Annotated in this window: 18 protein-coding genes; 5 read left to right on the top strand and 13 right to left on the bottom strand. The window is 60.4% G+C overall.

Annotation, left to right across the window (positions count from 1 at the left end):
• Positions 1-34: 34 nt before the first annotated feature.
• From AB3G35_RS01475 to AB3G35_RS01465, 3 genes are all read left to right on the top strand, one after another.
• Entirely contained in the window at positions 35-832 is a 798-nt protein-coding gene (locus AB3G35_RS01475; RefSeq protein ID WP_016783160.1) for a transporter substrate-binding domain-containing protein, read from the top strand.
• A gap of 107 nt (positions 833-939) precedes the next feature.
• Positions 940-1,899 carry an amino acid ABC transporter permease gene (locus AB3G35_RS01470; RefSeq protein WP_369782716.1) on the top strand — a complete coding sequence of 320 codons (960 nt, stop codon included), beginning with the start codon at positions 940-942 and terminating at the stop codon, positions 1,897-1,899.
• Positions 1,892-2,626 (top strand): amino acid ABC transporter ATP-binding protein, encoded by a 735-nt coding sequence (locus AB3G35_RS01465; RefSeq protein WP_086799267.1) that lies wholly within the window; start codon positions 1,892-1,894, stop codon positions 2,624-2,626. The genes AB3G35_RS01470 and AB3G35_RS01465 overlap by 8 nt, the downstream gene beginning before the upstream one ends.
• Before the next feature lie 120 nt (positions 2,627-2,746).
• Here the strand turns inward: AB3G35_RS01465 and AB3G35_RS01460 are convergent, their stop codons facing one another.
• The 10 genes from AB3G35_RS01460 to ubiE all read right to left on the bottom strand — a co-directional run bounded on the left by AB3G35_RS01460 (position 2,747) and on the right by ubiE (position 10,490).
• Positions 2,747-4,315 carry a methyl-accepting chemotaxis protein gene (locus AB3G35_RS01460; protein ID WP_369782251.1) on the bottom strand — a complete coding sequence of 523 codons (1,569 nt, stop codon included), beginning with the start codon at positions 4,313-4,315 and terminating at the stop codon, positions 2,747-2,749.
• A gap of 153 nt (positions 4,316-4,468) precedes the next feature.
• On the bottom strand, positions 4,469-5,179 hold the full coding sequence (locus AB3G35_RS01455) for a 16S rRNA (uracil(1498)-N(3))-methyltransferase (RefSeq protein ID WP_086799263.1): 711 nt from the start codon (positions 5,177-5,179) through the stop codon (positions 4,469-4,471).
• Positions 5,176-5,973 carry a twin-arginine translocase subunit TatC gene (gene tatC, locus AB3G35_RS01450; protein ID WP_029611690.1) on the bottom strand — a complete coding sequence of 266 codons (798 nt, stop codon included), beginning with the start codon at positions 5,971-5,973 and terminating at the stop codon, positions 5,176-5,178. The genes AB3G35_RS01455 and tatC overlap by 4 nt, the downstream gene beginning before the upstream one ends.
• Before the next feature lie 4 nt (positions 5,974-5,977).
• Positions 5,978-6,376, bottom strand: coding sequence for a Sec-independent protein translocase protein TatB (gene tatB, locus AB3G35_RS01445; RefSeq protein ID WP_016783166.1), 399 nt, complete (start codon positions 6,374-6,376; stop codon positions 5,978-5,980).
• Between the two features lie 10 nt (positions 6,377-6,386).
• Positions 6,387-6,665 carry a twin-arginine translocase TatA/TatE family subunit gene (locus AB3G35_RS01440; protein ID WP_019825245.1) on the bottom strand — a complete coding sequence of 93 codons (279 nt, stop codon included), beginning with the start codon at positions 6,663-6,665 and terminating at the stop codon, positions 6,387-6,389.
• A 24-nt stretch (positions 6,666-6,689) separates the two neighbouring features.
• Positions 6,690-7,022 (bottom strand): phosphoribosyl-ATP diphosphatase, encoded by a 333-nt coding sequence (locus tag AB3G35_RS01435; protein WP_016783168.1) that lies wholly within the window; start codon positions 7,020-7,022, stop codon positions 6,690-6,692.
• Positions 7,015-7,416 carry a phosphoribosyl-AMP cyclohydrolase gene (gene hisI, locus AB3G35_RS01430; protein ID WP_016783169.1) on the bottom strand — a complete coding sequence of 134 codons (402 nt, stop codon included), beginning with the start codon at positions 7,414-7,416 and terminating at the stop codon, positions 7,015-7,017. Before hisI ends, AB3G35_RS01435 begins: the two co-directional genes overlap by 8 nt.
• Before the next feature lie 79 nt (positions 7,417-7,495).
• The gene (gene ubiB, locus AB3G35_RS01425) at positions 7,496-9,100 is read right to left on the bottom strand and encodes a ubiquinone biosynthesis regulatory protein kinase UbiB (RefSeq protein ID WP_016783170.1); all 1,605 of its coding nucleotides are present in this window, start codon (positions 9,098-9,100) and stop codon (positions 7,496-7,498) included.
• Complete coding sequence (locus tag AB3G35_RS01420) at positions 9,097-9,720, bottom strand: SCP2 domain-containing protein (protein ID WP_016783171.1); 624 nt, start codon at positions 9,718-9,720, stop codon at positions 9,097-9,099. The genes ubiB and AB3G35_RS01420 overlap by 4 nt, the downstream gene beginning before the upstream one ends.
• A complete protein-coding gene (gene ubiE / locus AB3G35_RS01415; protein ID WP_016783172.1) occupies positions 9,720-10,490 on the bottom strand; it encodes a bifunctional demethylmenaquinone methyltransferase/2-methoxy-6-polyprenyl-1,4-benzoquinol methylase UbiE in 771 nt (256 codons plus the stop codon). Before ubiE ends, AB3G35_RS01420 begins: the two co-directional genes overlap by 1 nt.
• Before the next feature lie 106 nt (positions 10,491-10,596).
• Between ubiE and AB3G35_RS01410 the strand changes: the two genes are divergently transcribed.
• A complete protein-coding gene (locus AB3G35_RS01410; RefSeq protein ID WP_016783173.1) occupies positions 10,597-10,872 on the top strand; it encodes a polyhydroxyalkanoic acid system family protein in 276 nt (91 codons plus the stop codon).
• Positions 10,873-11,016: 144 nt separating this feature from the next.
• Complete coding sequence (locus tag AB3G35_RS01405; protein ID WP_106115499.1) at positions 11,017-11,730, top strand: phasin family protein; 714 nt, start codon at positions 11,017-11,019, stop codon at positions 11,728-11,730.
• Positions 11,731-11,915: 185 nt separating this feature from the next.
• Here the strand turns inward: AB3G35_RS01405 and AB3G35_RS01400 are convergent, their stop codons facing one another.
• From AB3G35_RS01400 to hslV, 3 genes are all read right to left on the bottom strand, one after another.
• On the bottom strand, positions 11,916-12,287 hold the full coding sequence (locus AB3G35_RS01400; RefSeq protein WP_169845140.1) for a gamma-butyrobetaine hydroxylase-like domain-containing protein: 372 nt from the start codon (positions 12,285-12,287) through the stop codon (positions 11,916-11,918).
• Between the two features lie 140 nt (positions 12,288-12,427).
• Positions 12,428-13,762 carry an ATP-dependent protease ATPase subunit HslU gene (gene hslU / locus AB3G35_RS01395; protein ID WP_083369675.1) on the bottom strand — a complete coding sequence of 445 codons (1,335 nt, stop codon included), beginning with the start codon at positions 13,760-13,762 and terminating at the stop codon, positions 12,428-12,430.
• 68 nt (positions 13,763-13,830) lie between these two features.
• Complete coding sequence (hslV, locus tag AB3G35_RS01390; RefSeq protein ID WP_016783176.1) at positions 13,831-14,361, bottom strand: ATP-dependent protease subunit HslV; 531 nt, start codon at positions 14,359-14,361, stop codon at positions 13,831-13,833.
• Positions 14,362-14,383 lie beyond the last annotated feature (22 nt).

Genomic DNA, 14,383 nt, shown 5'->3' with positions numbered 1-14,383 from the left:
ACACCTTAATTGAGTAGGTGAGGGGGAGTTGATGATGAAGAAGTTTGTCTCGAAACTGCTGTGTGGCGTCACGGCACTGCTGGCGATCAGCGCTGCCCATGCAGGCGCTATTGATGATGCGGTCAAGCGCGGCACGTTGAAGGTGGGCATGGACCCGACCTACATGCCCTTCGAAATGACCAACAAGCGCGGCCAGATCATTGGCTTCGAAGTTGACCTGCTCAAGGCGATGGCCAAATCCATGGGCGTCAAGCTGGAACTGGTGTCTACCGGTTATGACGGCATCATCCCGGCCCTGATGACCAACAAGTTCGACATGATCGGCAGCGGCATGACCCTGACCCAGGAGCGCAACCTGCGCCTGAACTTCAGCGAACCCTTCATTGTTGTGGGCCAAACCCTGCTGGTACGCAAGGAACTGGCTGACAAGATCAAGTCCTACAAAGACCTCAATGACCCGCAATACCGCCTGACCTCGAAAATCGGCACCACCGGCGAAATGATCGCCCGCAAGCTGATGTCCAAAGCCCAGTACCACGGTTACGACAACGAGCCTGAAGGTGTACTGGACGTGGTCAACGGCAAGGCTGATGCCTTTGTATACGACGCGCCTTACAACGTGGTTGCAGTCAACAAGTTCGGCAACGGCAAACTGGTGTTCCTTGACCAGCCGTTCACCTACGAGCCACTGGCCTTCGGTCTGAAGAAAGGTGATTACGACAGCATCAACTTCATCAACAATTTCCTGCACCAGATCCACGAAGACGGCACTTACGATCGCATCCATGACAAGTGGTTCAAAGACACCGCCTGGCTCAAAGACATGGAATAAGGCTGATTAATCAATCGCGAGCAAGCCCGCTCCCACCCCGGTTGTGGGAGCGGGCTTGCTCGCGATGATGGCCTCCCTAGCGACACAAAACGTGGAACCTGAAAGTGATCAAACAAAAAAAAGTCCAGTGGCCCTGGCACGTATTGACCGTGCTGGTGCTCATCGGCCTGGCGGGTGCGTTGTATTACGCCACCTCGCTGATGTCTTACGAATGGCGCTGGAACCGCGTTCCGCAGTACTTCGCCTATCAGGCCGAAGAAGCCCAGCGGGCGGCTGAACACTCGACCATCATCGAACTGGTACGCAAGGGCGACAGCGCCGAAGTGGTGCTGCGTGGCGAAGATGGCAATGAACAACGGGTAACCGTTGCCGGCAACAGCCTGCAACTGGCTGAAGGCGACGAAGTCGACGAAGGTGATGTAATTGGCGTCAACCGCCACTGGGCTGCCGGGCCGCTGCTGTGGGGCTTGTGGACCACGGTCTGGCTGTCGCTGGTGTCTGGCGTGCTGGGTTTGATCATCGGCCTGGCCACCGGCCTGTGCCGGCTGTCGAACAACCCGACCCTGCGTGACCTCTCGACGCTGTATGTAGAACTGGTACGCGGCACGCCGCTGCTGGTGCAGATCTTTATCTTCTACTTCTTTATCGGCACTGTACTCAACCTGTCCCGCGAATTTGCCGGTATTGCCGCGCTGTCGCTGTTCACCGGTGCGTACGTGGCTGAAATCATCCGCTCGGGCGTGCAGTCCATCGCTCGCGGGCAAAACGAAGCAGCCCGCTCGCTGGGCCTCAACGGCAGCCAGTCGATGCGCTATGTGGTGTTGCCGCAAGCGTTCAAGCGCGTACTGCCGCCATTGGCCGGGCAATTTATCAGCCTGGTCAAGGACACCTCGCTGGTGTCGGTGATCGCCATTACCGAGCTGCTCAAGAGTGGCCGTGAAGTCATCACCACCTCGTTTTCGCCGTTCGAAATCCTGTTCTGCGTAGCGGGCCTGTACCTGTTGATCAACCTGCCGCTGTCGCACTTCGCCAGCCGGCTTGAGCGGAGGCTCGCGCAAAGTGATTGAAGTTCGCGAACTGGTAAAAGTCTTCGACACCCGCGGCCATATCGTGCGCGCCGTGGACAACGTCAGCACCACCGTCGCCCAGGGCGAAGTGCTGGTGGTGATTGGCCCGTCGGGCTCTGGCAAGTCGACCTTCCTGCGCTGCCTCAATGGCCTGGAAGACTTCGACTCGGGCTCCGTCAGCATCGACGGCCTGGACCTGGCCAACCCCAAGACCGACGTCAACGCTTACCGGCGTGAAGTCGGCATGGTGTTCCAGCATTTCAACCTGTTCCCGCACATGACCGTGCTGGAAAACCTGTGCCTGGCGCAGAAGGTGGTGCGCAAGCGCGGCAAGGCCGAGCGCGAGGCCAAGGCCCGGGCGTTGCTGGACAAGGTCGGGATCGGGCAAAAGGCCAATGAGTACCCGTCGCGCCTTTCGGGGGGCCAGCAACAGCGTGTGGCGATTGCCCGGGCGTTGGCGATGGAACCCAAGGTGATGCTGTTTGACGAGCCTACCTCGGCGCTTGACCCGGAAATGGTCGGTGAAGTGCTGGACGTGATGAAGACCCTGGCCCGCGAAGGCATGACCATGGTCTGCGTGACTCACGAAATGGGCTTTGCGCGTGAAGTGGCAAACCGCGTGCTGTTCTTTGACCACGGCAAGCTGCTGGAAGACTCCGCCCCGGAAGACTTCTTTACCTCGCCCAAAGACCTGCGCGCCCAGGCGTTTTTGCGTCAGGTGCTTTAAAGCAGGGCCTGCGTGCTTTTGTGGGAGCGGGCTTGCTCGCGATGCAGGCGCCGCGGTTTGTCTGGATAACCGCGTCGATCCAATCGCGAGCAAGCCCGCTCCCACAGGGGCGGGGGGGTTCTAGACCTTGAACCTCGCCACCAGTGTCTGCAAATGCGTGCCCAGCCGCGCCAGCTCCGTGCTCGACGCCGCCGTCTCTTCGCTGGCGGCGGCGGTCTGGTCCGATATATCCCTCACGTTCAACACGCTGCGGTTGATCTCTTCAGCCACCGCACTCTGTTGCTCGGCGGCGGCTGCAATCTGCTGGTTCATGCCCTGAATCGTCGACACGGTACGGGCGATGGTGCCCAGAGACTCGCCTGCACGACGGGTCAGCTCAACGCTGTTGTCGGTCAGCGCGCGGCTGCTGTCCATGCTGCTGGATACCTGCTGGGTACCGCTCTGCAGACCGGCAATCAGCTCTTCGATTTCTTCAGTGGATTTTTGCGTGCGCTGCGCCAGGCTGCGTACCTCATCGGCCACCACGGCAAAGCCACGCCCGGCTTCACCGGCCCGTGCTGCTTCAATTGCCGCGTTCAGGGCCAGCAGGTTGGTTTGCTGGGCCACAGACTTGATCACGTCCAGCACGCTGCCGATCTTGTCACTTTCACGCTTGAGATGGCTCATGGCCTCGGTGGAGTGGCCCACCTCAACCGCCAGCTTCTCGATCTGGGCAATGGCCTGCGCCACTACGGCATCCCCTTCGCGGGTCTGCTGGTCTGCGGCCACTGCGGCTTCAGAGGCTTCTTCGGCGTTGCGCGCGACTTCCTGCACGGTGGCGGCCATTTCGTTCATGGCGGTGGCCACTTGATCAGTCTCGACCTTCTGGTTGTTGACCCCGGCACTGGTTTGCTCGGTCACGGCAGATAGCTCTTCAGCCGCGCTGGCGATTTGCGTCACCCCATCGCTGATTCCGCCAATCAGTTCGCGCAGGCCCTGGGTCATCCGCTGAATGGCTTGTTGTAGCTGCCCCAGTTCGTCGCGTCGATCGGTGTGGTGGTCGTGGGTCAGGTCACCGGCTGCAATGCGCTCAACGGTCTTGAGGGTGCGTTGCAGCGGGATCACGATCTGGCGGGTGATGACCCAGGCAGCAATGATGCCCAGTACCAGTGCCAGTAGCGTACAGCCGATCAACAGATTTGTGGCCTGGCGGCTTTCGTTGTTGCGTTTGGTTGCCTGCAGGGCCGAGAGTTTCTGGCTTTGCTCGATCAACACATTGCCCTGCTGGTGCATGCGCTCAACGGCTTGATCGCTGGCTTGGGAGCCCTGGATAAGATCGGCGAAGGCGCGTTTGTACTCGGCCACGGCGTTGAGTTGCTGCTCAACCAGGGCCAGATCGTCGGACGCGGTCAGTTGCGAGCGCGTTTGCTCCAGTGCGTTGTCCAGTTCGGTCAGTTGAGTGGTCACGCCGGCAAGTGCGCTTTCGCCGGGCTGGCGTTCATATTCGAGGCGGGCAATGCGCAGGTCTTTGGTCAGGCTGATGATTTTCGAAATATTGGCCAGTTTGTCGCCACGGTCGATCACTGCGACCAGCCCCTTCCAGCCCGTGCCGGCAATCAGCAGGGTCAGCACCAGTACCAGGCCGAAACCCAGGCTGAGTTTGCGATTGACGCTTATATTGCCGAGCAGTGTGGCCAGCCAACGGTACATGGTGATACTCCTTTACTAACCGAGACTCGTGACGGTCTTTGATGGGTTATCAGGGCATCGGCGCGCAGGAGTAGAACTGAAGGGGGGGTGGTCGAATGTGTGATGCAGATCAACAACCCGTAGCCGCTGCTGCAGCGACCACGGGTTTTGGCGTCAGAACAACCGGGCGAGCAGGGCGGTAACGGCGGTTTCAACCCGCAGGATGCGTGCGCCCAGTTGCACCGGCTGCAAGCCGGCCTTGGCCAGCAGGTCGATCTCGTAAGGGATCCAGCCACCTTCCGGGCCGATGGCCAGGGTCACGGCCTCGTCCAGCCCGCGCGGGCAGGCCGGGTAATCCCCCGGGTGGCCGACCAGGCCCAGGGTGCCTTCGACCAGCGCCGGCAGGCGGTCTTCGACGAACGGCTTGAAGCGTTTTTCGATGATGACCTCGGGCAATACGCTGTCCCGGGACTGCTCCAGCCCCAGGATCAACTGCTCGCGGATGGCTTCGGGATCCAGGAACGGGGTCTGCCAGAAGCTTTTTTCAACCCGGTAGCTGTTGACCAGAATCACCTTGGGCACACCCATCGAGGCCACGGTTTGCAGCACCCGGCGCAGCATTTTCGGGCGTGGCAGGGCCAGCAGCAGAGTCAACGGCAGCTTGGCGGGTGGCGCCTGGTCGAGGCTGTGGATCACCAGCTCGGCTTCTTTGGCCTCCAGGCGTACCAGCTCGGCGTTGCCCATCAACCCGCCGATACGGCCCACGCGCAGGCTGTCGCCGACAGCAGCACGGTGGACTTCCTGCATATGCGTCAGACGCCGGTCACGCAGGATCACGCGATCGGCTGCAATGAAATCAGCCTCTTCGAGGAGCAGCAGGTTCACGGTTGTGCTGCTGGCGGTTGGGCGTCGTTGTCAGCCGATGGCTCGTCTGCGTCATCACCGCGCTTGTTCTTGCTGACCAGGCTGCCAAACAGGATGCCGATTTCAAACAGCATCCACATCGGGATCGCCAGCAGGGTTTGCGAGAAGATATCCGGCGGGGTCAGGATCATGCCGACCACGAAGCAGCCGATGATCACATAGGGGCGGATCTTGCGCAGGTACTGCACATCGACAATGCCGATCCATACCAGCAGCACCACGGCCACGGGGATTTCAAAGGCCACGCCGAAGGCAAAGAACAGGGTCATGACGAAGTCGAGGTAGCTGCTGATATCGGTCATCATCGCCACGCCTTCCGGGGTGGCGGCGGCGAAAAACTTGAACACCAGCGGGAACACCAGGAAGTAGGCGAAGGCCATGCCGGCGTAGAACAGGAAAATGCTCGACACCAGCAGCGGCACGGCGATGCGTTTTTCATGCTTGTACAGGCCGGGTGCGATAAAGCCCCAGATCTGATGCAGGATCACCGGGATGGCGATAAACAGCGAGACCATCATGGTCAGCTTGAGCGGCGTCAGGAACGGCGAGGCCACGTCGGTGGCAATCATCGTTGCGCCCACCGGCAGGTATTCGCGCAGCGGCGTGGAGACCAGGGTGTAGATCTGCTGGGTAAAGGCAAACAGCCCGGCAAAAATGATGAAAATCGCCGCGATGCAGCGCAACAGGCGGGTACGCAGCTCGGTCAGGTGCGAAACCAGCGGCATTGGCTGGTCGTGTTCAGGCTTATCGCTCATGCGCTTAAGGGGCTCGCGGTGGCAGGGTGGGGTCGTGTGGCGCTGCCGGTTGAGGCGCAGGGTCGGATGCGGGCTTGCTCAGGCTCACGGGCGCAGGGCTCGCAGGCTCTGTTGGCGCTGCTGGCTCGGCGGGTGTTAACGGCTTCACGGCGTCCTGCAGCGGAGCCAGAATTTTCTTGGCTTCCTCTTCCATCGACAGGATATGTTCGTTGTGCAGCTGCCGCCGAATTTCGTCTGCGCCGATTTCCCGTTCAACTTCCTGTTTGATCGCATTGAAGCTGCGTTTCAGGCGCCCGATCCACAGGCCCGCCGTGCGCGCGGCACCCGGCAGGCGCTCGGGGCCAAGCACCAGCAGGGCCACCAGGCCGACGAGCAGCAGTTCACTGAAGCTGATACCGAACATTAGTTTTGGCTCACACGTCTTTGCGGGTCGGCTCTTCGACTTTTTGCGCCTGCACGTCGATGGTGTGCGGCTCGTTCAGGGTCGAAGTGGTGTGTGGCTGCGGCGCGGCAGTTGGCTGCGCAGGCGGAACCACAGGCTCGGCGGGTTTCTCGTCGTCGTTCATGGCCTTGCGAAAGCCCTTGATCGATTCGCCGACATCCGTGCCCAGGTTTTTCAGTTTTTTGGTGCCGAACACGAGGACGACGACTACCAGAATGACGATCCAGTGTTTCCAGTCAAAAATGCCCATGATCTGTTCCTTTGCAAATAGGGGTTAGGCGGACGGCCGCGAGGCTTTTTCCACATGGCCGGAGGTGCCGATACGACGTTCCAGTTCATCCAGGACGGCCTGAGGATGCTGCCCCAGTTGGGCCAGCATGATCATGCTGTGGAACCACAGGTCGGCTGTTTCGTAGATCACATCGCTGCAATCACCGCTGATGGCGGCGTCTTTGGCGGCAATGATGGTTTCGATCGACTCTTCGCCGACCTTTTCCAGAATCTTGTTCAGGCCCTTGTGGTACAGGCTGGCCACATAGGAGCTGTCGGGTGTCGCGCCTTTGCGCGCTTCGAGCACTTGGGCTACGCGGCTCAGGGTGTCAGTCATGGGAGTGTCCTGCTTGATAAATGGCGTGCGGATCTTTAAGTACCGGGTCGACGGTCTTCCACTCGGCGTTTTCGTACACGCGGTAGAAGCAGCTCTGACGACCGGTATGGCAGGCGATATCACCGATTTGTTCGACCATCAGGATGATCACATCGGCGTCACAGTCCAGGCGCATTTCATGCAGCTTTTGCACATGGCCGGACTCTTCGCCCTTGCGCCACAGTTTGCCACGGGAACGTGACCAGTAGATGGCACGGTTCTCGGCCGCGGTCAGGCTCAGCGCCTCGCGGTTCATCCAGGCCATCATCAGTACGCGCCCGGTTTTGTGGTCCTGGGCAATCGCCGGCACCAGGCCGTCGTTGTCCCATTTGATCTCGTCCAGCCAGTCTTTCATGTTCGACTCCGACAACCTGCCTCAGCCCTGTGGCTGAGGCCTGGTGAATTCACAGTTTGCCAGCCTGGCCCCGAGCTGGCTATCGGCGCACGATCAGATACAAGCCCACGGCCAGCATTATGCCGGCAGGCCAGTAACCGGCAGTGTGCAACGGCCCGAGGCTGGCCAGCAAGGCACCGGCAGCCAGATGCCCGGCGCCGATCAGGCGCAGGAACCAGCTGTCACGGGGTTCACGCACGATCAACTGCTTGTTGTGGGCGTGGGGCTGCGACATGCGTTCGAGCAAGTCGCGGGTCATGCCGGCCAGGTGCGGGATCTGCTCGACCTGGCTGTGCAGGTTGCGCAGCAGGGTCTTGGGGCTGACGCGCTCACGCATCCAGCGCTCCAGGAACGGCTGGGCGGTGCTCCACAGGTCCAGGTCGGGGTACAGCTGGCGGCCCAGGCCTTCGATATTGAGCAGGGTTTTTTGCAGCAGTACCAACTGCGGCTGGACTTCCATATTGAAGCGTCGAGCGGTCTGGAACAGGCGCATCAGCACCTGGCCAAAGGAAATTTCCTTCAATGGCTTTTCAAAGATTGGCTCGCACACGGTACGGATCGCCGCTTCAAATTCGTTGAGCTTGGTGTGCGCCGGTACCCAGCCAGAGTCAATGTGCAACTGCGCCACACGGCGGTAGTCGCGCTTGAAAAAGGCAAACAGGTTGCGCGCCAGATAGTCCTGGTCCTCGGGAGTCAGGCTGCCGACGATGCCGCAGTCGATGGCGATGTATTGCGGGGCCCACGGGTTCACGGTGCTGACAAAAATATTGCCGGGGTGCATGTCGGCGTGGAAGAAGCTGTCGCGGAACACCTGGGTGAAGAAAATCTCCACGCCACGTTCGGCCAGCATCTTCATGTCGGTACGCTGGTCGGCCAGGGCCTCAAGGTCGGTGACCTGGATCCCGTAGATACGCTCCATCACCAGCACTTTGGGGCGGCACCAGTCCCAGTAGACCTGAGGCACATACATCAGCGGCGAGCCTTCGAAGTTGCGGCGCAACTGGCTGGCGTTGGCCGCTTCGCGCAACAGGTCGAGTTCGTCGTAAATGGTTTTTTCGTAGTCGCTGACCACATCCACCGGGTGCAGCAGGCGGGCGTCGGCGCTCAGGCGCTCGGCGGTACGGGCGAGGATAAAGAGCCAGGCCAGATCAGAGCCGATGATCGGCTTGAGGCCCGGGCGCACCACCTTGACCACCACTTCTTCGCCGGTCTTGAGCTTGGCCGAGTGAACCTGGGCCACCGAGGCCGAGGCCAGCGGTTCGATGTCGAAACGGCTGAACACCTCGCTGATTTTGGCGCCGAGCTGTTCTTCGATCAGCTTGACCGCCAACTGCGGGTCAAACGGTGGCACGCGGTCTTGCAGCAGCATCAGCTCGTCGGCGATATCGGCGGGCAGCAGGTCGCGGCGGGTCGAGAGGATCTGCCCGAACTTGATAAAGATCGGCCCGAGGTCCTGCAGGGCCAGGCGCAGGGCCGCGCCACGGCTCAGCTCCAGCTTTTTGCGCGGGAACCAGCGCCACGGCAGGGCATAGCGCAGGGACAGCATCCACCACGGCAAGGGCAGGGCAAACAGCAGGTCATCGAGCCGGTAGCGAATGACGACGCGCTGGATGCGAAACAAACGGCGTATGGCAAGCAGCTTCATGCGTTATCGCTGGAATTGAGGGATCGGGCCAGGCGCTCGAAGCGCGCCTCAAGGCGATCCAGGTCGAGTTTGAGTTGGTCCAGCTCGTCAAAGCGCGCTTGCGCTTCACGTTCGCCGACCAGCGTGCGGGCTTCTTCGCTCAGGTATTCGGCCAGGTTCTGATTGAGGCTGGCGAACCCTTGCTGATACCAGTTGGCGCGGCTGCGGACATGGCCACCAATCAAGGCGCTAGCCACCGGCCCGATCCAGTTCGAGAGTTCGTACTCCCAATCCAGCTCCAGGTCTTGCAGCACCGCTGCCAGTTCCATGAGCACCGCGCTGTCGCCTTCGAGTTCGACTTCAGGGCTGTGCAGGATGGCGCTCTTGTCCTTGCTCAGGGCAAGACGCAACAGGCTGCTGGCGGGGGCGCGCAGAGTGCAGTCAGGCTCGGCCGCCCACTGGCTGGCCAGCATCAGGCCTTCATCGCTGGGCAGAATAAACAGCTGCAGCGAGGGGCTCGCGCAATCGACGGCAATCAATTTGCCGGTCAAGGGGCGCAAGCGCGCCAGGGCCGTGCTGTCGAGCCGCAATACGCGGTTGACGCCGTGTTCGACGCTGGCGAGAAGGCCGCGCAGCAACATCAGGGCTTGATGCCGCGGTGCAGGGCGACGATACCGGAAGTCATGTTGTGGTAAGTCACGCGGTCAAAACCTGCCTCGACCATCATCGACTTCAGGGTTTCCTGGTCAGGGTGCATGCGGATCGATTCGGCCAGGTAGCGATAGCTGTCCGGGTCGTTAAGGATCAGCTTGCCCACCATCGGCATGAAGGCGAACGAGTAAGTGTCGTAGACCTTGGACATCAGCGCGTTGGTCGGCTTGGAGAACTCCAGCACCAACAGGCGGCCGCCGGGCTTGAGCACGCGCAGCATGGAGCGCAGGGCGTCTTCCTTGTGGGTGACGTTGCGCAGGCCAAAGGCGATGGTCACGCAATCGAAGTAGTTGTCCGGGAACGGCAGCTTTTCAGCGTCGGCCTGAACGAACTCGATATTGCCGGCCACGCCCTTGTCGAGCAGGCGGTCACGGCCAACCTTGAGCATGGAGGCGTTGATATCGGCCAGCACGACCTGGCCGGTAGGGCCTACCAGGTGGGAAAACTTGCGGGCCAGGTCGCCGGTACCGCCAGCGATGTCCAGCACCTTGTTGCCGGGGCGAACACCGGACAGTTCGATGGTAAAACGCTTCCACAGACGGTGCATGCCACCCGACAGAACGTCGTTCATCAGGTCATATTTGCCGGCTACAGAGTGGAAAACCTCGGCGACTTTCTCGGCCTTCTGGCTTTCCGGTACGTTTTTGAAACCGAAGTGAGTGGTGGGTTCGGCATCGCTGCCTTTGCGCTGATCAGTCATATCGCTGTCACCAAAAGAGAATGCTGGCCATTCTAATCCCGGTGGCCGGCTTTGTCTTGGCGAGGGTGAATGTATAGTGGCGGCTTTATTTAACAGGAGTGACGCCATGGCGCGTATCAGCGTTGAACGTACCCACAAACTGGGCCTTGAGGCCGCACGTGAAAAAGCCCGGCCTCTGGTCGAGAAACTGGCCGGCCAGTACGGTCTGACCCCGACCTGGGCGGGCGACACAGTAAAACTCAAGCGCTCCGGGGTGAATGGCACCCTGCAAATCAGCGAGAACAACGTCAAGGTCGATGTTGAGCTGGGCCTGCTGATGTCGGCGATGAGCGGCATGATCCAGTCGGAAATCGAACGCTCGCTGGATAAGGCGCTGTCGTAGTCGTCCTGCCGGTCTAATAGCGGCCGCGCCCTTGATACAAGGCGGTTTAACGTCTAAACCTGATGCAGGTGAGCACCTTTGTTCATCTTGATGATTCGACGATCCTGCTCACCGGCGTCGCGACATGACATTGAGGGGAACACGATGGCTGCGAAGAAACCGACTGCTAAAGACAGCAACACCTGGGTAGGCAAGGTTGAAGAGTACTCCCGCAAAATCTGGCTCGCAGGTTTGGGTGTGTACTCGAAGATTGATACTGACGGCAGCAAGCTGTTCGATACGCTGGTCAAGGACGGTGAAAAGGCGGAAAAGCTGGCCAAGGAGGCCGGGCATAAAGTGGCCGAGGGGGTTAAATCGTCGACCTCGTCCGCCCGTTCCCGGGTTGAGGATGTCAAGGATCTGGCCCTGGAAAAGTGGGGCGAGCTCGAAGAGGCTTTCGACAAGCGCCTAAACAGCGCCATTACCCGTTTGGGTGTACCCAGCCGTGAAGAGGTCAAGGCGCTGCATGCCAAGGTCGAGACCCTGACCAGGCATATCGAGAAGCTGACAGCGGCGGCTGCCAAGGTTGCGGCCAGCAAGGCGCCTGTTGCGAGCAAGGCGGCACCGGCCAAGGCTGCGGCAAAACCTGCGGTTGCCAAGCCGGCAGTTAAAGCGGCTACCAAGCCCGTCGCCAAGCCTGCGGTGAAAGCAGCGGCTAAACCTGCGGCTAAGCCTCTAGCCAAACCTGCGGCTGCCAAAGCGCCTGCAGCGAGCAAGCCCGCACCGGCCGCCAAAAAACCTGCGGCGAAGAAGTCAGCCGCCGCGCCTAAGGCTCCAGTGGTCGAGGCAACTGCGCCAGCACCTACTGCATCCGTTTAATCGAAGGTACGCATGCTTCTGTAGCAGCTGCCGCAGGAACGAGGCTGCGTTCGGCTGCGAAGCAGTCGTAAAGCCAGGATGTCCCGGTGCTTCAGACACACCGCGATGACTGGATTTGCGAGCGCTTCGCACTCGGACGCAGCCTCGTTCCTGCGGCAGCTGCTACAGGGATGTATGAATCCGGCTCAGAGCATCAATTTGACCACTGAAACCGAAGGGTCGCGGGACTTGCCGGCTTTTTTCAGTTCCTGCAGGTAGTCCGCCCAGAGTTCTTCCTGGCGTACGCCCAGCTGGTAAAGGTAGTCCCAGGTAAACAGCCCGCTGTCGTGACCGTCATCAAAGGTCAGTTTCAGCGCGTATTGCCCTGCGGGCTCGATCTTGCTCAAGCCGACATTGATCTTGCCAAATTGCAGAATCGGATTGCCGTGGCCCTGGACCTCGGCAGAGGGGGAGTGCACGCGCAAAAACTCGGCCGGCAGGTGGTGCTCTTCGCCGGACGGGTATTTGAGGGTGAGGGTTTTTGAGGCTTTATGCAGGTTGATGGCGCTGGGAATCATGGTCATAACCTTCGGTCATTGCACAAACAGTGTAGCCGCTGCCGCAGGCTGCGATCGCCAACACAGTTGGCGCAAGATCCGGAGATCGTTGAAGGCTTTCGCCTTATCGCAGCCTGCGGCAGCGGCTACAGGGGTTCGGCTTACAAGATGTAACGCGAGAGGTCTTCGTTCTCGGCCAGCTCGCCCAGGTGGCTGTTGACGTATTCGGCATCGATGCGAATCGGCTCTTCATTCTGCGCGCTGGCGATATCACCGGCACTGAAGGACACCTCTTCCAGCAAACGCTCAAGCAGCGTGTGCAGGCGACGGGCACCGATGTTCTCGGTTTTCTCGTTCACTTGCCAGGCGATTTCCGCCAGGCGCTTGATGCCTTCAGGCATGAACTCGATGTTCAGGCCTTCGGTTTTCAGCAGCTCGCGGTACTGCTCGGTCAACGATGCGTGCGGCTCGCTGAGGATGCGCTCGAAATCCTGTGGCGACAGTGCCTTGAGCTCGACGCGGATCGGCAGACGGCCTTGCAGCTCAGGCACCAGATCGCTCGGCTTGCTCAGGTGGAATGCACCGGACGCAATAAACAGGATGTGGTCGGTCTTGACCATGCCCAGCTTGGTATTGACTGTGCAACCTTCGATCAGCGGCAGCAGGTCGCGCTGCACGCCTTCGCGGGACACATCGGCACCGCCGACATTACCGCGCTTGGCCACCTTGTCGATTTCGTCGATAAACACGATGCCGTGCTGCTCGACGGCTTCCAGGGCCTTGGCCTTGAGTTCTTCGTCGTTGACCAGGCGGCCGGCTTCTTCGTCACGCACCATTTTCAGGGCTTCTTTGACTTTCAGCTTGCGGCTCTTGCGCTTGCCTTTGCCCATGTTGGCAAACAGGCTTTGCAGCTGGTTGGTCATTTCTTCCATGCCTGGCGGCGCGGAGATGTCGACGCCCACGGCATCGGCCACTTCGATTTCAATTTCCTTGTCGTCCAGCTGGCCTTCGCGCAGACGCTTGCGGAACAGCTGGCGAGTGTTGGAGTCCTGCGGTACGGCCGCTTCTTCGCCGAACGTGCGGGCAGGTGGCAGCAGGGCGTCGAGGATGCGCTCTTCAGCGGCGTCTTCGGCGCGGTGGCGAACCTTGACGATTTCCTGCTCACGCAACAGCTTGATGGCGGCGTCAGCCAGATCACGGATGATCGATTCAACGTCGCGGCCTACATAGCCAACTTCGGTGAACTTGGTCGCTTCAACCTTGATAAACGGCGCGTTGGCCAGCTTAGCCAGGCGACGGGCGATTTCGGTTTTACCGACACCGGTCGGGCCGATCATCAGGATGTTTTTTGGCGTGACTTCAACGCGCAGTTCTTCGGGCAGTTGCATCCGGCGCCAGCGGTTGCGCAGCGCGATGGCTACGGCGCGCTTGGCGTCGTCCTGGCCGATGATGTGGCGATTGAGTTCGTGGACAATTTCGCGGGGAGTCATGGACATGATAATTGGCGTTCCTCTAGCTAAAGTAAGGTTCACATACGGGCTGGCTGGCCAGCCCGGCAGACGTCTTATTCAGCGAGGTCCTGCTCCTCAATAGTGATGTTGTGGTTGGTGAACACGCAGATGTCGCCAGCGATACCGAGGGCGGTTTCGGCGATTTCGCGGGCCGACAGCTCGGTTTTCATCAGCAGGGCGCGGGCCGCTGCCTGGGCGAATGCACCGCCCGAACCCATTGCGATCAAGCCGTCTTCTGGCTCAACCACGTCACCGTTACCGGTGATGATCAAGGACGCGTCCTTGTTGGCTACGGCCAGCATGGCTTCCAGGCGGCTCAGCGAGCGGTCGGTACGCCATTCTTTGGCCAACTCGACAGCGGCGCGAACCAGATGGCCCTGGTGCTTTTCAAGCTGGCCTTCAAAACGTTCGAACAGGGTGAATGCATCAGCGGTGGCACCGGCGAAACCGGCGATGACCTGGCCGTGGTAGAGGCGACGGACTTTTTTCGCGTTGCCTTTCATTACGGTATTGCCCAGGGAAACCTGGCCGTCGCCAGCCATGACGACTTTGCCGTGGCGGCGTACTGAAACGATGGTGGTCAAGGGAGAGTCTCCACGCAGCGGG

It is taken from the genome of Pseudomonas sp. WC2401 (assembly GCF_041200115.1).
Taxonomy (GTDB): domain Bacteria; phylum Pseudomonadota; class Gammaproteobacteria; order Pseudomonadales; family Pseudomonadaceae; genus Aquipseudomonas; species Aquipseudomonas fragi.
Note: the sequence above shows the minus strand (reverse complement) of the source record. Positions and strands in the feature narration are given on the sequence as shown.